Source organism: Streptococcus sp. OMI750 (assembly GCF_047463895.1).
Classification (GTDB): domain Bacteria; phylum Bacillota; class Bacilli; order Lactobacillales; family Streptococcaceae; genus Streptococcus.
The window spans coordinates 57,485-75,447 of the sequence record NZ_JASHCZ010000006.1; the positions used below are offsets into that span (position 1 = coordinate 57,485).

Annotated in this window: 18 protein-coding genes; 1 reads left to right on the forward strand and 17 read right to left on the reverse strand. The window is 42.1% G+C overall.

Translation table 11 applies throughout. The features are described 5' to 3' along the window. Positions 1-2: 2 nt before the first annotated feature. From QM830_RS09770 to QM830_RS09780, 3 genes are read right to left on the reverse strand one after another with little or no spacing between them, the layout of a single operon-like run. A complete protein-coding gene (locus QM830_RS09770; protein ID WP_003009435.1) occupies positions 3-482 on the reverse strand; it encodes a V-type ATP synthase subunit K in 480 nt (159 codons plus the stop codon). Positions 483-512: 30 nt separating this feature from the next. Then, a complete protein-coding gene (locus tag QM830_RS09775) occupies positions 513-2,474 on the reverse strand; it encodes a V-type ATP synthase subunit I (protein WP_414326775.1) in 1,962 nt (653 codons plus the stop codon). Further along, positions 2,464-2,787: a hypothetical protein gene (locus QM830_RS09780; protein WP_414326777.1), complete on the reverse strand. Its 324-nt coding sequence runs from the start codon at positions 2,785-2,787 to the stop codon at positions 2,464-2,466. The genes QM830_RS09775 and QM830_RS09780 overlap by 11 nt, the downstream gene beginning before the upstream one ends. A gap of 292 nt (positions 2,788-3,079) precedes the next feature. On the opposite strand from QM830_RS09780, the gene QM830_RS09785 reads away from it, so the two are divergent. Further along, complete coding sequence (locus tag QM830_RS09785; RefSeq protein ID WP_414326778.1) at positions 3,080-3,919, forward strand: MurR/RpiR family transcriptional regulator; 840 nt, start codon at positions 3,080-3,082, stop codon at positions 3,917-3,919. Between the two features lie 98 nt (positions 3,920-4,017). Here QM830_RS09785 and QM830_RS09790 read toward each other — a convergent pair whose 3' ends face one another. The 14 genes from QM830_RS09790 to adhE form a co-directional block, all read right to left on the reverse strand. Beyond that, complete coding sequence (locus QM830_RS09790) at positions 4,018-4,905, reverse strand: ROK family protein (RefSeq protein ID WP_414326779.1); 888 nt, start codon at positions 4,903-4,905, stop codon at positions 4,018-4,020. Between the two features lie 15 nt (positions 4,906-4,920). Continuing rightward, positions 4,921-5,838, reverse strand: coding sequence for a dihydrodipicolinate synthase family protein (locus QM830_RS09795; RefSeq protein WP_414326781.1), 918 nt, complete (start codon positions 5,836-5,838; stop codon positions 4,921-4,923). A gap of 31 nt (positions 5,839-5,869) precedes the next feature. Then, positions 5,870-6,976, reverse strand: a complete 1,107-nt coding sequence (locus QM830_RS09800; protein ID WP_201037265.1) for a Gfo/Idh/MocA family protein — start codon at positions 6,974-6,976, stop codon at positions 5,870-5,872. A gap of 25 nt (positions 6,977-7,001) precedes the next feature. Continuing rightward, positions 7,002-7,835: a carbohydrate ABC transporter permease gene (locus tag QM830_RS09805; protein WP_037599884.1), complete on the reverse strand. Its 834-nt coding sequence runs from the start codon at positions 7,833-7,835 to the stop codon at positions 7,002-7,004. Next, positions 7,835-8,719, reverse strand: coding sequence for a carbohydrate ABC transporter permease (locus QM830_RS09810; protein ID WP_006595263.1), 885 nt, complete (start codon positions 8,717-8,719; stop codon positions 7,835-7,837). The genes QM830_RS09805 and QM830_RS09810 overlap by 1 nt, the downstream gene beginning before the upstream one ends. 53 nt (positions 8,720-8,772) lie before the next feature. After that, positions 8,773-10,122 carry an ABC transporter substrate-binding protein gene (locus tag QM830_RS09815; RefSeq protein WP_414326783.1) on the reverse strand — a complete coding sequence of 450 codons (1,350 nt, stop codon included), beginning with the start codon at positions 10,120-10,122 and terminating at the stop codon, positions 8,773-8,775. Between the two features lie 113 nt (positions 10,123-10,235). Next, positions 10,236-10,688 (reverse strand): YhcH/YjgK/YiaL family protein, encoded by a 453-nt coding sequence (locus tag QM830_RS09820; RefSeq protein WP_414326784.1) that lies wholly within the window; start codon positions 10,686-10,688, stop codon positions 10,236-10,238. A gap of 159 nt (positions 10,689-10,847) precedes the next feature. Beyond that, positions 10,848-11,546, reverse strand: coding sequence for an N-acetylmannosamine-6-phosphate 2-epimerase (locus QM830_RS09825; protein WP_414326785.1), 699 nt, complete (start codon positions 11,544-11,546; stop codon positions 10,848-10,850). A 169-nt stretch (positions 11,547-11,715) separates the two neighbouring features. Continuing rightward, the gene (locus tag QM830_RS09830; protein ID WP_414326789.1) at positions 11,716-12,102 is read right to left on the reverse strand and encodes an ABC transporter permease; all 387 of its coding nucleotides are present in this window, start codon (positions 12,100-12,102) and stop codon (positions 11,716-11,718) included. Between the two features lie 158 nt (positions 12,103-12,260). Next, on the reverse strand, positions 12,261-13,313 hold the full coding sequence (locus QM830_RS09835) for a zinc-dependent alcohol dehydrogenase family protein (RefSeq protein ID WP_414326791.1): 1,053 nt from the start codon (positions 13,311-13,313) through the stop codon (positions 12,261-12,263). A 161-nt stretch (positions 13,314-13,474) separates the two neighbouring features. Further along, entirely contained in the window at positions 13,475-13,798 is a 324-nt protein-coding gene (locus QM830_RS09840; RefSeq protein WP_154859249.1) for a hypothetical protein, read from the reverse strand. Further along, positions 13,798-14,103 carry a hypothetical protein gene (locus QM830_RS09845; RefSeq protein WP_009731984.1) on the reverse strand — a complete coding sequence of 102 codons (306 nt, stop codon included), beginning with the start codon at positions 14,101-14,103 and terminating at the stop codon, positions 13,798-13,800. The genes QM830_RS09840 and QM830_RS09845 overlap by 1 nt, the downstream gene beginning before the upstream one ends. Positions 14,104-14,116: 13 nt before the next feature. Further along, positions 14,117-14,665, reverse strand: a complete 549-nt coding sequence (locus QM830_RS09850) for a hypothetical protein (RefSeq protein ID WP_414326793.1) — start codon at positions 14,663-14,665, stop codon at positions 14,117-14,119. Positions 14,666-14,979: 314 nt separating this feature from the next. Further along, the gene (gene adhE / locus QM830_RS09855; RefSeq protein WP_414326795.1) at positions 14,980-17,631 is read right to left on the reverse strand and encodes a bifunctional acetaldehyde-CoA/alcohol dehydrogenase; all 2,652 of its coding nucleotides are present in this window, start codon (positions 17,629-17,631) and stop codon (positions 14,980-14,982) included. Positions 17,632-17,963 lie beyond the last annotated feature (332 nt).

The window sequence follows — 17,963 nt, forward strand, 5'->3', positions numbered from 1 at the left end:
TCTTAGCCGACGCGTAGGGTCAATAGGAAGGACACAACGAAGGCCAAGATGGCATAAGTTTCAACCATGGCCGCAAGGATAACCCCTTTCATCATGTCTTCAGGGCGTTTAGCCAAGATTTGCATCCCTGCTGTCGCAACATTTCCTTGGTGTTTGGCTGAGAAATAACCAACGATCGCAACTGGAAGAGCTGTAAAGAAGTAAGCAACTCCTGTTTCAAGTGGCATATCTGGCTTAATTTGCAACCAGATCAAGATCCCAATAACGAAACCGTACAAACCTTGTGTACCTGGCAACAATTGCAGAATCAGGGCTTGGGCAAATTTTTCAGGTTGTTCTTTCAAGAGTGCTGCTGCTGCTTGACCCGTTTTACCAACCCCAAGGGCAGATCCCATCCCACTAAGTGCGACGGCGATCGCTACACCAAATGCTGCAAAGAAGGCGCCCCCATGGGCTGAAAAATATGATGCTAAAGATTCCATGAATATACTCCTATTTATTAAAGATAATACTTATTTTTTTGTTTTAATATAGCGTTCAGAAGGTTTAAGAGGACGAAATGGCTTGCCTCCTCCTTCGTAGAACTTACCGAAGAACTCCACAAAGATCAAACGAGCTCCATGCACGTACCCTGACAAGAAGGACAGGAACATATTAATAGCATGAAGGACAATAAAGAGCAGAAGTCCTACCGTAAACCGTCCAAGCGGTGGAAAGAGATTGACAATGAGGTTAAAGGCTGAACCGATACTAGCTCCAGACAAGCCCAAGGCCATCAAACGGGTGAAACTGACCAGGTCTCCGATATAGCCACTGACATTGTAAAGGTTAAAGAGACCAGACGCTAAACCGGACAGCTTCTTGGCACTGACAATGGAAACAATCAAGATCCCAATGGCATTCAAAATAGCTAGCCACTTGCCAATCGGAACTAGGACGCTCATCCCTGGTAAGATATTGCCTACTGCTAGAAGCATTAAGCCAAGTAGGATCAAAACCCAAGCAAAGCCCGCATTATAGGCTTCCGTGTAGTCTTTGAGGCGGACATTTTTCATCCCCCCTAGGAACAAGCCCACTAAGACAGTAACAAAACCAAAGACTACTGAGAGGATCAGGATGGTCATGGCGTTACTGGTCGTACTGATCAGGGCAAAAGGCATCTCAAATCCAAAGAAAGAGCCATAAACCACACCCCAAAGGGCAACTGAAATCCCGAGGAGACTGAAGAATCGAAGATTCTTTGCCGTACCAGGATTGAGTTTGAAAGCTTTGAGGGCAAAGCCTGTCGCTACCGTTAGCAAGAGTCCATAACCGATATCTGCGACCATCATGCCAAAGAAAACAAAGTAGAAGAGCGAAACGATCGGTGTCGGATCTTTCTCGTAATACTTAGGCAGGGCGTACATCTCTGTGACTAATTCAAAGGGCTCTACCAAGGCATTATTTCGCAACTGGATCGGAACGTCATCCCAATCTTTTTCCGTCACATCGCGTGTCTCTAGTAAGACCCGAGAACCAAAACCTTCTTGCAAGAAGTCTCGCAATGAGGCCACTTGGGAGGTTTCAATCCAACCCTCTAGAGCTACCAAGCTTTGCGTGCTGGCAAGAAGTGACTTGGCTTCCTCCCGAGCTCCCGAACTCAGCAAGTAATCCATCTGGTACTTGAGCTGGTCCAACTCCTTCTGGGAGTTTTGCAACTCGGCTAGGGTTGCTGCAACTACAGCCTCTTGCTCTTTGATTTCCCCTTCTAGGCGATCCAAGTAAGCGGCTGGGACTTGCTCTTCTTCATAGTCCAATTCTTTGAACCCATGGTCTTCTAGAAGCTCCTGAACAGCTACACGATCTCCTGAACGATACAAGATGACATAACCGTGTTCAGTCTCAGATGTAAAGACTTCTTCCAACTCCAGCTCAGGATGAGCTTTTAAGGAAGAACGAACAGCGTCTGTATCGCTATTCGGGATGGTCCCAATCAAACCATGCACATAGTGAAAGGTAGCAAGAGCTGTTGGTGTCACCTCTAACGGTCGCCATTTTTCTAAGCGATCTATCTCTCCCTTTGCATCTGCAATCTTCTGCCGAGCCTTGTCTAACACGCGCAATTGGCGTTTCAACTTGGTCAATAGAAGTTCCTCGTCTCGAATCATCCCGTGAGCCTGCAAGTCATCAAAAGACAAACTTAAAGGTTCTTCCTTCAGAGCTTGCAGGGCCTTTTTCTCAGGCATGTAGGGCTCTAGAGTCTGAATCATTTTTTCGACTTGTTCTTGACGTTTTTGTAGCTCTACCAAGGCTTGACGATTGTCCTCTGTCAAGGGTTGAGACAAGGTATTTGCCTCAAAGGCAGCCTGCCATTCTTCATGCTCACTGAGGTCATAAATCTGGATTTTCGCCTCAGACTGTAGCGCTAGTAGGAGACTGTCCAAGTCATCTTTTGGCAAGATAAGGGACAGTTTTTTCATCTGACTAACGGACATAGCTTGCTACCACCTTTTCTACAATGGCTTCAACTAACCCAGCTCGCTTATCGGTCATCGCTTGCTGTACTTTAGCATCATTGCGCGCAACCGTTTCTTCCAGATCTTTCGTTAAACGGACGAGTTTTTCTTGGGCGTTTTTTTCTGCCTCTGTAACCAATTGCTTGGTTTCCTCATCGTAATGCTGTGCCACTGTTGCAAGGCGATCGCGTGAATCCGTTCGGATTTGGTCGACTTGAGCTTCATAGCCTACGATCACGCCTTGAGCAGCTTGCTCGATCTCTTGCATCATCTCGAGTGTTGCATTCGACATCGTCACACCTCCTTATTCAACTATTGTTCTTCCAACAACAGTACAATTATCTTAAATTATACCACAATTCATATCGTTTGTTCAGGCTAAATCTAGAATGTTCAGAAAATTATGGATACGCACTAAGGCCGTCTTTTCAACATTGGTAACGTTCTCTTTATTTGTATATCCTGTTCCTAGTTTCAGTATTTCTTGATTTCTTTTACTTGAATAAAGCGGTTAGCCATGTTATAATGTGTAATATATTATAGGAGAATCCTGTTATTTCATTTTGCGAGGAAGGAGGATTGCTGTGAAACAAGATCAAGATTTACGCTCGATTATTGCCAGTCATGAATCAGAGCTGACAGATATGGAACGTGACATTGCCCAATACTTTTTATCGTCAGAAGCGCGACAGCATTCCCTGTCTTCTTCTCGTGTCACTGAATTACTTCATGTTTCAAAGGCAGCTTTGACGCGTTTCTCTCAAAAATGTGGTTTTACTGGCTATCGGGAGTTTGTTTACCATTTTAATGAAGAAACTAAGAATCAAAAACAAGTGCAAGATCATGACGAACTTACTCTCAGTGTTTTGCAACGCTACCACCATATCAGTAACGTCACTGAAAGCCTAGTAAACGATTCACAATTGGACCGGGTGGCTGAACTGATCGACCAAGCGGACCGGGTCTACTTCTTTGGGATCGGTAGTTCTGGTTTAGTAGCTCGAGAAATGAAATTGCGCTTGATGCGACTGGGCGTCGTTTGTGAGGCTCTGACAGATCAAGATGGCTTTGCTTGGACGACGAGCATTCTCGATTCCTCTTGTCTGGTCATCGGTTTCTCACTATCAGGAAGTACGAGCTCTATTACAGACAGTCTTCTAAAAGCCAAGGAAAAAGGGGCCAAGACGATTCTTATAGCTTCTAACCCTGCGGCTATCCACCAAGGATATACAGAGGTATTGCCTGCTGCACCCCTTCCTAGTAGCACCTACATCGATCGAATCTCTGCCATTTTCCCTCTCCTCATCGTAGTGGATTTAGTCTATGCCCATTTCCTCAATAAAAACCGAGAACAAAAAGAAGTCGTCTTTAATAGCTACTGGGAAAACAAAAAACTCTCTAGTCAACGTTCTCGAAAATCTTAATATGGTCTCCCTATTTAAAAAACCATGAAGGTTGGGGCTTCTCTCATCCTTCATGGTTTTTATGATGAAGCAAAAACAAGTCGCCTGTGCGACTTGTTTTATGTTGCATGTTTTTGTCTAAAGTGATAGTAAGCTCCCAACATACCCGCAGCATTTTGATGATGGGCAAATTCCAAACGGATTTTATCTGCTAGGCTAGGTACAAGTTCGGCACACAGAGCTTGATAGATTTTTGGCTTGAGGATGGCTTCCTGGGCTATAATCCCCCCTCCAAGAACGATGACCTCTGGATTGACCACGTAGGCGATATTGGCTAATCCTTTTCCAAGGTAGGCCACCATCCGGTCAATCCCTGCCATACAGATCTTATCTCCTTCTGTCGCCTGCTTGAAAATACGGCGACCATTCCACTGGTCTGAAGGATCGCCATGGCACGCCGCCACATACTCGACCAAGGCAGTTGTAGAAGCTAAATCTTGAAAGGCGCCATCTGGCAAATGAAGATAGCCAACTTCACAAGCTGAATTGCTAAAGCCATGAAAGACTTGACCATCCAACAGGAGGCAACCGCCAATTCCTGTTCCAATTGTCAGGCAAACAGCATTGTTCGATCCTTTAGCATGCCCTGTGGTAACCTCTGCAAGACCAGCACAATTAACATCATTTTCAATCTCACAAGGGAGCTGAAAGGCCTCCTCAATTTCCTTTTTGAATTGAGTGCCAGCATAGTTGGGAATTTGTGGTCCAGCATAAAAGATTTCTCCCTTATCCGGATCGACCATCCCAGCTGAGGAAATCGCAACTCCTGCCAAGGCATGCTTCTTTAAATAACGGGCTACGATTTCTTTCGTTGTCTTAAGAATGTGAGGTCCTCCTTTTTGGGCCTCTGTTGGCATTTCATGGGTCTCTATGAGTTGCCCTTCTGCATCGGCTAGACCATATTTGATACTCGTTCCGCCGATATCAATTACAACATATGGATTCATCTAGACCTCCTTTGATCAAAGGAATCTGTCTTTTGTGTCCTTAATGAGTTGAGCAGCACGTTGGATCACTTCTTGATCCGCTTCTACTACTGCCGTCAAAGGGGAACGAACAGATCCTAATTCCAACCCTTCGTTGATCCGCAATACTTCCTTGATGACTCCATACATGTTTCCATGAGCAGACGTCAAGACTCCGATAATGTCATTGATGGCAAACTGCAAGTCACGCGCAGTCTCCAAGTCTTTCTCAGCAATCAGCTGATTGAGTTTCAAGAAGAGCTCCGGCATAGCACCATAGGTACCTCCAATACCAGCTCCTGCTCCCATCAGACGGCCACCTAAGAATTGCTCATCCGGACCATTAAAGACGATGTGGTCTTCACCACCTAAAGAAGCAAAGGTTTGAATATCCTGCACAGGCATCGAAGAGTTTTTCACCCCAATGACTCGTGGGTTTTTCAACATTTCTTTATACAGACTCGGTGTCAAAGCCACCCCTGCCAATTGCGGGATATTGTAGATAACAAAGTCTGTGCTTGGCGCTGCTGCGCTGATTTCATTCCAATAGTGGGCTACACTATACTCTGGCAAGCGGAAGTAAATCGGCGGAATGGCCGCAATGGCATCTACTCCTAGTTCTTCTGCATGTCGTGCCAATTCCACGCTATCCTTGGTGTTATTGCAGGCTACGTGAGCGATGATGGTCAATTTTCCTTTAGCCACTGCCATGACTTCTTCCAAGACTAGCTTGCGATCGGCCACGCTCTGGTAAATACATTCGCCGGAGGATCCGTTGATATACAAGCCCTGCACACCTTTCGCGATAAAATATTCTACCAGCGCTCGCACCCGCTCCGGGCTAATTTCTCCTTGGTCATCATAGCAAGCGTAAAAAGCAGGGATGACTCCTTCATATTTTTTTAAATCTGACATTTTTTCTCCTTTTGTCGTATCAGTAATATTATTAACCCATGATCTCTGATAATTTCACTTTTCGGTCCTCATTAATGGAACGAGTACAAGCATCAGCAGATGCAATTGCTTCTAGCGCCGCTTCTCCGGTTAATAGTTTTTCAAATTCTTTTGATACAGGAGCACCATTCATTATGTCATGAAGGTATTTCATTTCTTTATCAATAACAGATGAAAGCCACAATGGAGTTCGTTTCCCTGGTTTACCATAGGCAATGGCACCATCCATCTCCGTGCTATGATAAATTCTTGTACGGTCATCATCTTCTTCCTGAGATTCATGAATTAAGAAATATGATTCTTTTCCATCTACTTTCAGAGTACCTTTACAATTAAATAGGTCTAATTTTATAGCACCCTTCGTCCCCTGAATCAGAACGTAGTGTTCTCCCCAACGATAGGCAGAACCCCATTCAAGCAAGGCAAATCGCTTGCCAGGGAATTCCATATTAACAAAAATCATGTCATCTTCATCACCAAAGTTTTCTCCTTGGTGAGCTACATTTCCACCTGTCATCGTAACTGTTTCAGGAATACCTCCCATTAAAAATTGAACGCAATCCAACTCATGGATATGGTGGTAAAGATGTCCCCCTGATTTTTCACGAATTTTTTTCCATGAAATAGATGGTTGTTGTTCTTCCCAGCCATTTCTCGCTGTATGACAGTACAAAACATCTCCAATAACCCCTTGATTGATCAATTCTTTAGCATGATGAACACCATTAAAGAAATTCATAATGTGACCAGCCATGAAAATCACACCATTTTCTTTACATGTTTCTACCATCTCTTTACAATCTTCATATGATAAAGCAATCGGTTTTTCACAGAAAACATTTTTTCCATTCTGAGCAGCTTTAATAACGGGTTCTTTATGCAGATTATTAGGAGAAGCAACAATCACGCAGTCCACATCATCACTTTGAACCAATTCATCTAGTGACGAAGCCACTCGTGCTCCTAATTCTTCTGCTACAGCTTCTGCATTTTCTGGATCATAAACAACTGTAATTACTGCACCTTCATTTTTTTTCATATATCTTGCCAATTCAGCACCAAAGTATCCTGTGCCAACAACACCATAATTTACAACCATTGTTTTACTCCTGTTTCTATTTTTACTATTTTACGGATCCTTCAGAAAGACCACTTGCGATTTTGTTTTGGATAATTGAGAAGAAGATGATTGAAGGCAATACCACAATTACAGATGCCGCCATCATATCTCCCCAATCCAGTATTTCCGAACCGTTTAACGAACGCAAAGCTACTGCAACCGTCATCTTGCTTGTATCGTTGATCAAGATCAGTGCGTAAAGGAATTCATTCCATGCATTGATAAAGGTATAGATAGCTGTGGCAACAATACCTGGTGCAACAATTGGCAACACCACTTTATAGAAGGTAACAAATTTATTCGCGCCATCTATTTTTGCTGCTTCCTCGATTCCAATTGGAACGGTTTGGAAGAATCCTACTAACAACCACACTGCATAAGGGACACTAAATGAAAGATAAACAATCATTAAACCAATTAAACTATTGGTTAATCCAACTTTTGCAATAGCAATAGAATAAGGAATTGCCAACAAGATCGGAGGGAAGATATAGGTAATGACTAGCAACCGAGACATGATCGCCCCTAATTTTGGAAAGAAGCGAACAATACCGTAAGCAGCCATTGCAGAAATAATAATAGCGATGACAGTTGTCGTTAATGCGATTAATAAGCTATTTTTTATATTATTTATAAAATGTAGGTCATTAATAACATGCGTAAAATAATCGAGAGTAAACTGTTTAGGCCAAAATCTTGTTGGAAACTGGGTTAATTCACCTTTTCCTTTTACAGAAGATAGAAGGATCCAAATTAAAGGAAAAATTGCGATAATAGTTGAAATAACTAAAACAACATGTGACCCAATATCAAGGAGTACATTTGTTCTTCTCTTCATCATTTTCTACCCTCCTTCTCCCATTTACTAATTACTCCAAAGTAAATGAAACATACTGCCAATAAGAAAATAAATAGCAAGACTGTTACCGCTGAGGCACGCCCAAGAAGTTTTGTTCCCCAACCGAGATTATATGCAAATATTGGCAATGTTGTTGTTGCGTTTGAAGGGCCACCACCAGTAATCAGATAAATAATATCAAAGTTATTAAAGATCCATACTGTTCTCAGTACAACAAGTAATCCGACTACTACTTTAATGTGAGGTAAAATAACAAATCTAAAAACTTGCCAACTGGAAGCTCCATCAATCCTAGCGGCTTCAAACTGTTCCTCCGGAACCGTTTGTAAGGCAGATAGAACATTGACCATGATCATAGGGGCACCAAACCAAATATTAATAAATACTAAACAGATAAAGGCCCAGGTACTTTCTGTCAAAAATCCAGGAACATGATTCATCAGTCCTAATTTCACAATCAAATTAGGTAGATAACCATATACTCCATTTAAGATCCATTGCCAAGAGAAGGCAATGACAATTGTTGGGAAGGCCCAAGGAACAATCAACAATGTTCTATATAACTTCTTAAAGCGTCTAACTCTGTGCAATGCAAGTGCTAACACAAAACCAACAAGCACTTGTCCCAAAAGAGAAAAGACTGTCCATTTAAGGGAGTTGAAGAAGGCATTGTAGAAATTAGGATCCGATAAAACTGCTTTATAATTTGCTAATCCTACAAATTTATACCGCGGCATGATCAAATGTTTGTTTGTAAAGCTAAAATAAATGCTGGAGAAAAATGGGTAAACAAATAATAGTCCAACAATGATAATAGCAGGTAACACAAACACCCATCGAGTCAAATTTCTATTTTTGACCATATGCTTTTTCCTCTCTAAAAACAGAGGCTACATTATTGTAGCCTCTGCTATTATTATTTAACATCAACTGCTACAGTTTCGAATAAATCGTTCAATTGTTTTTCTGCATCCTTAGCAGCCTCCATTGGATCTTTACCATTTGTAATAATATCTTGGAACATTTGTTCAATGATATGTTGGTTTGTTAACATTCCAGCTTGAACACTTGGACCATTTTCATATCCAATAGCTGTACCTTTTTCCGCTGCTTTTGTAATAACTTCTTCTGCATGTTGGAATTTCTTGCGGATGTCATTATCTTTATAGGCTGGATCATCACTAATTCCTTTGATGGCAGGCAACATTCCAACAGGAGTTGAATCTAAGAAGCTAATATAATCTTTCTTTTCATACAAAGATTCTAAGAATGCTTTCGCTACTTCTGGATGTTTGGAATTCTTCCAAACTACCAATGGAATATTAGAAGTTTCAATACCATAATCTTTATCTGATTCTTTTATTTTTGGAATAGGGTAGGCGTCAATCGCATCAATCAATTGAGGACTATTTGCTTGAATACCACCTACATGGAAGCCTGAGTTAAAGTCAAATGCTGTCTTTCCTTGATAGAACAAAGTAGCTTGCTGCAAGACATTAAAGTTCAATGAGTCTTTCGGAGAAAATTCTTTGTACATCTTCACCCAGTATTTAATTCCATCTTGGGCCAGTTTGCTTGTCAAGTTAGCTTTCAAATCTTTAGTCAATAGGCTACCACCGCCACTTCGTACATAGAAATTCAAGAAGCGTGTCCCCATCATATCATTTGTCCCGAAAGGTACGGATAATCCATAAACTCCATTTTCTTTTAATTTTTTAGAAGCTTCATACAACTGATCCCATGTTTTTGGAACTTCAATATTATATTGTTTCAATAAATCAGTGCGAACCCACATAACTTGAGCATGTGAGTACAAAGGCACGGAATAAAAATTGCCATCAACCTTCGCTTCATCTAATGCTGTTTTATTAAATTTGTCTTCTCCAATCGTCTTAACAGTATCATTCAATGGAACCAAAGCATCTGAATTCACCATTTCCATAACTTGGTTTGGCAAAGCTGTACTAATATCTGGAACATTGCCATTTGCTAATCCAGTCGTCCATTTTGTATAGAAGTCATTCCATGAAAATGTCTCAATCTTGATTTTAACTTTTGGATGCTTCTTCATGAACTCATCAGCTGATTTTTGAATACTTTCTAACCGAGGCCCTTGAGTAAATGAGTGCCACATTACAATTTCACCAGATAATTCTCCAGTTTTATTACTTCTTTCTGCATCATTTTTTGAAGATGAACATGCAGTGACAAACAATGCGAATAACGCGAGAACCAAAGCGAAAAGAATTTTCTTACTATTTTTCATTATTTTCCTCTTTCTGTTTTAAATACAAAATATGTAATCAGCGCTTTGAAGACTTAACTTCTCCGAAAAAACTAACTATATTGCCTATCTCCTCCATTTTCTATTTAAGACATCTAATCAATCGCAATTTTGAATAAATATTTTCTGACTGTTTCTTCCTGACCTGAATAACCATTTGGTTGGTGAGGTTCCCCAGGGAAGAAGACTGCAAAATTATGATAACCCAAATGAAGTGGATAGAATTTCTCACAATGAACAAAGCCAATATCACTTGCTTCATCAAATGGAATAGCTTCATCTAGGATACGGGAACCGTAGCTAGAGAATTCATGCCCTTCAACTAATAAATGAAGGTCGGCATAACGGCGATGATGTTCAAAGCGACCATTTTCATCTTTGTTAAGGGTGTTTTCTTGAACAACGAGAAAGACCTTGTCACCGTCGATATCATATCTCCCTAGCTCAAAAGAATCTTTCCGGTGTTCATAGAGAAAATCAATCGCTTGATCCAGATTAGGATGAATCCCTTTGTACAATTTTATGTTTGTTAAATCATCAAATATCATCTATTTCTCCTTTTACACTAGATTTATGTTACAGAAAGTTAAGCAAATATGAGTTCCTTCTTGAAATCTTCATCGTTATCCCTTCACTGAAACATTCTCATTAAATGAATTCGACTACTCTCTATTGGGTCTCCTCCTTCAATCTTCTGTTTTGTTTTCTCAATTTAAAGCTGCGACAAAGCGCTCGGTGATCTCTTTTGGTCGGGTAATAGCGCCACCTACGACGATACCGCGCACCCCGAGATCATGTATTTTCTTGGCCTGATCAGGAGAGTGGATCTTGCCTTCTGCAATGACATCCACTCCTGCTTGGCAGAGGCTATGGATCAGTTCAAAATCTGGTCCATCGACCTTTGGACTGTAGTCTGTATAGCCAGATAAGGTCGTTCCGACAAAGTCTACTCCAGCTTCAACAGCCGTCAATCCTTCTTCCAAGGTCGAGATATCGGCCATGAGCAGCTGATCGGGATATTTTTCTTTGACTTGATGGATAAAGTCACTAATCGAAAGACCATCATGACGGGGACGTTTGGTACAATCCAGAGCAATGAGCGCGATATCCAATGCTGCTAATTCATCAACTTCTTTCATGGTAGCCGTGATAAAGGGTTCTTCCGGTGGGTAGTCACGCTTGATAATCCCAATGATCGGTAACTTGGTCACTTCCTTGATTTCCTTGATATCCCGGACACTATTGGCTCGGATCCCGACAGCTCCACCCTGCTCAGCCGCTTTAACCAAGAGAGGAATGACTCCTCCAGTTTCTGTATAGAGCGGTTCGTGAGGGAGAGCCTGACAAGAAACAATGATGCCATCTTTGATTTGCTGGATCAATTCATCTTTTGTAATCTTTGACATAACTCCTTCTCCTTTGATAATAAGGCAACTCGAGTACTTGTAAATTGATTATAATCCATTTTTAAAGCGCTTACAACATTATTCTTGCAATTGGATTATAGTTTCGCATTTTGGGAAAAATAAAAAGATCTCTGAAACTAGTTTCAGAGATCGACATGGTGACAATTCACTAAACCATCTTTTGAGCCGCTTTTTCCTTTACGACAAATACAAAGCCGATAGAGCCAACGACAGCTCCAAGCAAGATCCAATAGGCCATATCCGATGACGCAATTGGGCCTGCCAAGAGACCTGCTAATAAAAAGAGATCGATATAGAGTCTGATATCCCGATAGAAGGTCCAATTGAAATGGTAGCTACCTTCCGTGTACTTCCGTGTCGATACAGGCGGTTGAAAGACCTGCAACAAAATCAAAATCCCAACAAAAGCAAGATAAGCGAGGCTAACTACCGAAAGCGGAGCCCGCATCGTCAAAGCTACAGCCGCTAAAAGCAAGACCAAGATCCAGAAATGAAAGTCCAACCAGAATTCACGATGGTAACGAAAGCCCTTCATAAGTTCACACCTTTCTATCCATATAATCGTTTTCTACACTTATATTATAAGACAAAGAAATTTTTTTGCAAGGAGAAATCGGTTAGCTGGAACTGAAAATAGGACCAGAATATCTCTGGCCCTACTAAAAAAACTATGAACAAAAATTAGCTAACACTTCATTGACTAATGTCATTATCGATAATGACTTTCAAGGCATTGTTTTCTCCAGCATGTTTGAAGATTTCGTATGCCTTCTCCGCCTCTGAAAGTTTAAAGTGGTGAGTCACCAACTTCGTCGCATCAATCTTACCTGACTTCAATACATTAAGAAGCATCTCAGTTGTATTGGCATTAACCAAACCAGTGTTGAGCGTGATGTTCTTAATCCAAAGGTCATCAAGATTGAAGCTAACTGGCTTCCCATGCACTCCGACGTTGGCAATATGACCGCCGACAGAGATAATATTTTGGCAGACATCGAAGGTAGCTGGATAGCCCACACATTCCATCGAGATGTCAACACCACGACCATCGGTCACTTCATTGATAAAGGTCTTGATTTCATCAATATCACTTGAACAAATGGTATGGGTAGCCCCAAACTTCTTAGAAGCTTCCAGACGAGATTCAGACAAGTCCACCATGATAATCGTAGCTGGTGAGAAGAATTGTACGGTTAAGAGAGCTGCTAAACCGATTGGCCCTGCACCAACGATACAAACGTTGTCCCCAGGTTTCACATGAGATGGGAGAACCCCAATTTCATAGGAAGTTGGAAGAATGTCTGAGAGCATAACAAGGGCTTCATCATCAACAGAGGCAGGTGCATGATAGAGACTACCGTCTGCGTGAGGGATATGCACATACTCTGCTTGGGTACCATTGATCAAGTGACCGAGAATCCAACCACCGTCTTCACAGTGAGATGGTAAGCCACGTTTACAGTAGTAGCACGTGTTACAAGTTGTCACACAAGAGATGATAACCTTGTCCCCCACCTTAAAGTTCGTAACCGCATCACCGACTTCTTCGACTATCCCAATTCCTTCGTGACCAAGAATCGTTCCTTCTTTACAAGCTGGAACATCTCCTCCCAAAATATGGAGGTCTGTTCCACAAATGGTCGTTTTGACCAAACGTACAATCGCATCAGTCGGTTTCTTGATGACTGGTTTTGGTTGATCGATCAACTGTAGATTGCCTGCAGATACATAAGTTGCAGCTTTCATAAGCGACTCCTTTTTTGTTGGTTTGATAAAACCATTTTATTTTCGTTTCTTTGTGAATATTATAACATACTAAGTAAGCGTTTGCAAGAATTTGTGAGCACATTTTTAAAAGTTTTTTGAACAAAATAAAACATTCCCCTTATCTCTACCAGAGGAATGTTTTAATCACCTTGTTCTAATTGTTGGCGCTGTCTGTAATACTCTTGCTGCTCGCGTTCTCGCTCTTCTTCCAAGCGCTCTTCATAGCGCTTGAGTTCTGCCTCAAATTCTTCTTGCAAGGCAAACAAGCGCTCCAAGCCACTTTGGGCCTCCGCACTCGGGGCTTGAAAGTGCAGAGCACTCAACCAGTCTACTAAATTTTCTGTATGTTGCCGAACATCCATGCGCATATCCGCATAATCCCACTCCAGCTCACTAATCTTCTGGTTGAAGCGGTGATGTCGATCTTCTAGTTGCTCTAATTCACTATTTCCTGAATGGTACATCACATACCTCCTTTGATCGGACTCAATAGAATGGGCTTCTTCACTGATTTCAGTGCTGCTTCTGCCGCGTCCGCTGCTCCTCCTGTAAATCCATCTTTCAAATCACTAACTAGGGTTGTTGTAGCAAAAGAGCGCATCTTTTCTGATTGACCGCTCAAAGTTACCTGCAAACTCATCCCTTCCAACATCATCAAGGCTTTTTGCGTAGCAATCAAACTCCGAATTGCAATTCGCTCTTGCTCCTTTTTAATCTCTCGATGGAGCTCCTCAATGCGTTCTCTGTCCTCTCCCAGGATCTCTAACATCTTTTTCTCCTACTTATGAAAAATCAATTGCCACGGCTTGCCCCTTGTCCAAGTCGACTAATTGGGCGGATGCAGCCTCTAGCTGGCCTGCCAAATCTGACAAATGTGTCGAGTAGGCCTTTGCTTGGGCAAGGTTTTCCGCCTCTACCGCTTGGTCCCAACAAGCATCCATAGAGAACTCTCCTAATAGTTGCTCCACTTCTGCATCTGTTAAAAATTGGGCCATCCCGTGGGCTATTTGAGACACCTCGGTGACCTTAGAGAAAACCGCTTCCTTGGCCTCTTCCAGCTTGCCCTTGAGCTCAGTCTCAAACACAGTTGCTTGCGCTAAAGCACTCTGTGCGACTGCCAGCACCAATTCCTCCCGCAATTGAATGGTCTGGGTACCAGACGCGCCTGCTAGTTGCTGATGGAGACTCGGAATACTTGGCCTTTCCTGCCCATACATGGAGACCACCGAAGCAGATGATGGATGATTTTCTGAAGCGGACGTTGCCCGATCTCTTTTGGGCATTTCAATAATTTTCTGTGCCTGATCTTGCACTTCACCTTCTAACTCCATTTGAGATGGCCTCCTTTCCTGATTTCTTTCGTTTTATTTTTTTGCCTATAACTGAAAAGCTATCCTAGCCCTTCAGCACAAGCAGATTCACACACTATAGGGTAACATAAATTAGCTTGAAATGCTATAAAAATAACACAATTTCGGAAAAAAATCTAATTTTTCACGAAAAAGCGATTCTGAGACCTAAAAAGCAAAAAAGACGAGCAAGCCCTCTGCTCCCTTTCTTCTATTGAAACTTGAAAAGGCCATCAAAAATCCCCCGCTCTTTTGAGCGAGGGATAGCTGATAAACATCAGTTGTTCTCTAGCACCTTATTTACGACGTCCTGGACGTTCTTTGTAACCATAGTATGCATCTTCGATGATTTCTTGCATATGGTCTACCATTGGAAGACGTGGGTTAGCCGGTGAACATTGATCTTCGTAAGCAAGGAAGGCCAATTCGCGAGAATGTTTCTTCCATTCTTTTTCATCGATTCCTTGTGCTTTAAAGTTCATTTGGATTCCTACGCGTTCACCAAGTTCGTAAACAGCTTTTGCGTAAGCTTCAACTGCTTCTTCTGGCGTAGAGCATGGAAGTCCTAACATACGAGCGATGTCTTGATATTTCTCATCTGCACGGTAGTAGTTGTACTTAGGCCATGTCGCTGTCTTAGCCGGACGTGTACCGTTGTAACGGATAACGTATGGAAGCAAGATCGCATTGGTGCGTCCGTGAATTGTGTGGAATTGCGCACCAATCTTGTGGGCCATTGAGTGAGAAATACCGAGGAAGGCATTGGCGAAGGCCATACCTGCGATGGTTGACGCATTGTGCATCTTTTCGCGTGAATGGAAGTCCGCGTTCTTCACTGAGCTTTCCAAGTTTTCGAAGACAAGTTTGATGGCTTGAAGAGCAAGACCATCAGTGTAGTCACTTGCCATTTGAGACACATAAGCTTCTGTTGCGTGCGTCAAAACGTCCATACCAGTGTCTGCTGCAACAGATCCTGGAACTGTCAATACCAAGGCAGGGTCTACAATGGCAACGGTTGGCGTCAATGAGTAGTCTGCGATTGGGTATTTACGGTTGTTTGCTTTATCAGAGATAACGGCAAATGGTGTTACTTCAGATCCTGTACCAGATGTTGTTGGGATGGCAATGAATTTGGTCTTCTTACCAAGCAATGGGAACTTGAAGGCACGTTTACGGATATCCATGAATTTTTGAACCAAGTCACGGAAGTCCACTTCTGGTTGTTCGTAGAAGAGCCACATTACTTTGGCCGCATCCATTGGAGATCCACCACCGAGAGCGACGATAGTATCTGGTTTGAAGGCACGCATGATCTCTGTACCACGTTCAACGGTTGTGATATCTGGATCTGGTTCTACGTCTGCAAAGATTTGGTAAACTACCTTATTGCGACGAAGGTCAAGCTGTTCGATGATGCGATCAAGGAAACCAAGCTCTACCATAGCGTGGTCTGTAACGATCATGACACGTTCAACGTCACGACATTTTTGTAGGTATTCAATTGAATCACGTTCAAAGTATGTTTTTGAAGGTAGTTTCATCCATTGCATGTTATTTCTCCGGCGTCCGACTTTTTTGATATTCAAGAGGTTGATGGCACTAACGTTGTCCCCAACAGAGTTGCGTCCGTAAGAACCACATCCAAGTGTCAATGATGGCAAGAAGGCATTGTAAACATCCCCGATACCACCGAAAGTCGAAGGAGAGTTGCAGATCACACGAATGGCTTTAACTGCTTTACCAAATTCTTTGGTCAATTCTTCGTCAGCTGTATGGATGGCAGCTGAGTGACCAAGACCGTTGAATTCAACCATTTGGCGAGCTTTGTTAATTCCGTCTTCACGGCTTTCAGATTTCAAGACAGCGATGACTGGTGACAATTTTTCACGAGTCAAAGGCTCTTTTTCACCAACTTCTTTACATTCTGCCGCAAGGATATTGGTTCCTTCTGGAACTGAGAAGCCAGCTTGTTCTGCGATCCATGCTGCTGGTTTCCCAACAATGTCCGCATTCAATTTAGCACCCGCACAGTTCTTGCTGTTGGCTTTTACGCCGAAGCAGAACTCTTCAAGAAGGGCTTTTTCTTTTTTGTTAACAAAGTAAGTGTGGTAAGATTTGAATTCTTCAACAAACTCATCGTAGATTTCTTTATCGATGATGACCGCTTGTTCAGACGCACAGACCATACCATTGTCAAATGATTTAGACATGACGATATCGTGTGCAGCTTGGCGGATATTAGCTGATTTTTCAACATAGGCAGGAACGTTTCCGGCACCTACCCCAAGAGCTGGTTTCCCACAAGAATAAGCTGCTTTCACCATGGCGTTCCCACCGGTCGCGAGGATCGTAGCAACTCCTTCATGGTTCATCAGGGCACTCGTTGCTTCCATAGAAGGTTGGGTAATCCATTGCACACAGTTCTCAGGTGCTCCAGCTGCAATTGCCGCATCGCGTACGATTTGTGCTGCATGAGCTGATGATTCTTGAGCAGATGGGTGGAAGGCAAAGACGATAGGGTTCCGTGTCTTCAAGGAAATCAAAGCTTTAAAGATTGCTGTTGAAGTTGGGTTTGTTGTAGGAGTGATCCCGCAGACAACTCCGACTGGCTCAGCAATAAGAGTCAAACCAGTGACATCATCTTCTGAAATAACACCAACTGTCTTGGTGTGACGCATGTTGTTTACAACGTGCTCACAAGCGAACAAGTTCTTCGTCGCCTTGTCTTCGAAGACTCCACGACCAGTTTCTTCATATGCATGAAGAGCAAGCTCACCGTGTGCGTCAAGAGCAGCTACAGATGCTTTTGCAACGATGTAGTCTACTTGTTCCTGATCCAATTTGCGCATTTCTTCAAGCGCTACAAGCGCTTTTTGCACCAACTCGTCTACGTGTTTTTCAGCAGCGAGTTTCTTTTCTTCAGGTGAGAGAGTTTTTTTATCAGCCATTTGATGCTTTCCTCCAATGTTTGAAACCCTTATCCTTTTCCGGAACTTTTTCTTGTTTTCAGAAACTTTCAAGAATAGTGTAAGAAATTTCGATTTGTTAATTATTTCACAATATTATTGTACTCTATTTTAAGATTTTTGTAAACACTTCCAGGCAACTTTCACAAAGAATTTTTTGTAGTTTGTGAAATTTTTATCAAATTAAACGCAATTGCAGGACTTTTCTGATTACATTGTGAAAAAAATATTAAAAAAATTTTTTCTTCACAAAGTAAAATTTTCAATCTGTTTTTGTAAGCGTTTTCTTAATGTTACTAAAAAAAGCAGCTTTT

Bases quoted from the DNA above. Each gene is read 5' to 3' on its own strand.
- QM830_RS09770 (WP_003009435.1), bottom strand. From the start codon at position 482: ATGGAATCTTTAGCATCATATTTTTCAGCCCATGGGGGCGCCTTCTTT.
- QM830_RS09775 (WP_414326775.1), bottom strand. From the start codon at position 2,474: ATGTCCGTTAGTCAGATGAAAAAACTGTCCCTTATCTTGCCAAAAGAT.
- QM830_RS09780 (WP_414326777.1), bottom strand. From the start codon at position 2,787: ATGTCGAATGCAACACTCGAGATGATGCAAGAGATCGAGCAAGCTGCT.
- QM830_RS09790 (WP_414326779.1), bottom strand. From the start codon at position 4,905: ATGAATCCATATGTTGTAATTGATATCGGCGGAACGAGTATCAAATAT.
- QM830_RS09795 (WP_414326781.1), bottom strand. From the start codon at position 5,838: ATGTCAGATTTAAAAAAATATGAAGGAGTCATCCCTGCTTTTTACGCT.
- QM830_RS09800 (WP_201037265.1), bottom strand. From the start codon at position 6,976: ATGGTTGTAAATTATGGTGTTGTTGGCACAGGATACTTTGGTGCTGAA.
- QM830_RS09805 (WP_037599884.1), bottom strand. From the start codon at position 7,835: ATGAAGAGAAGAACAAATGTACTCCTTGATATTGGGTCACATGTTGTT.
- QM830_RS09810 (WP_006595263.1), bottom strand. From the start codon at position 8,719: ATGGTCAAAAATAGAAATTTGACTCGATGGGTGTTTGTGTTACCTGCT.
- QM830_RS09815 (WP_414326783.1), bottom strand. From the start codon at position 10,122: ATGAAAAATAGTAAGAAAATTCTTTTCGCTTTGGTTCTCGCGTTATTC.
- QM830_RS09820 (WP_414326784.1), bottom strand. From the start codon at position 10,688: ATGATATTTGATGATTTAACAAACATAAAATTGTACAAAGGGATTCAT.
- QM830_RS09825 (WP_414326785.1), bottom strand. From the start codon at position 11,546: ATGTCAAAGATTACAAAAGATGAATTGATCCAGCAAATCAAAGATGGC.
- QM830_RS09830 (WP_414326789.1), bottom strand. From the start codon at position 12,102: ATGAAGGGCTTTCGTTACCATCGTGAATTCTGGTTGGACTTTCATTTC.
- QM830_RS09835 (WP_414326791.1), bottom strand. From the start codon at position 13,313: ATGAAAGCTGCAACTTATGTATCTGCAGGCAATCTACAGTTGATCGAT.
- QM830_RS09840 (WP_154859249.1), bottom strand. From the start codon at position 13,798: ATGTACCATTCAGGAAATAGTGAATTAGAGCAACTAGAAGATCGACAT.
- QM830_RS09845 (WP_009731984.1), bottom strand. From the start codon at position 14,103: ATGTTAGAGATCCTGGGAGAGGACAGAGAACGCATTGAGGAGCTCCAT.
- QM830_RS09850 (WP_414326793.1), bottom strand. From the start codon at position 14,665: ATGGAGTTAGAAGGTGAAGTGCAAGATCAGGCACAGAAAATTATTGAA.
- adhE (WP_414326795.1), bottom strand. From the start codon at position 17,631: ATGGCTGATAAAAAAACTCTCTCACCTGAAGAAAAGAAACTCGCTGCT.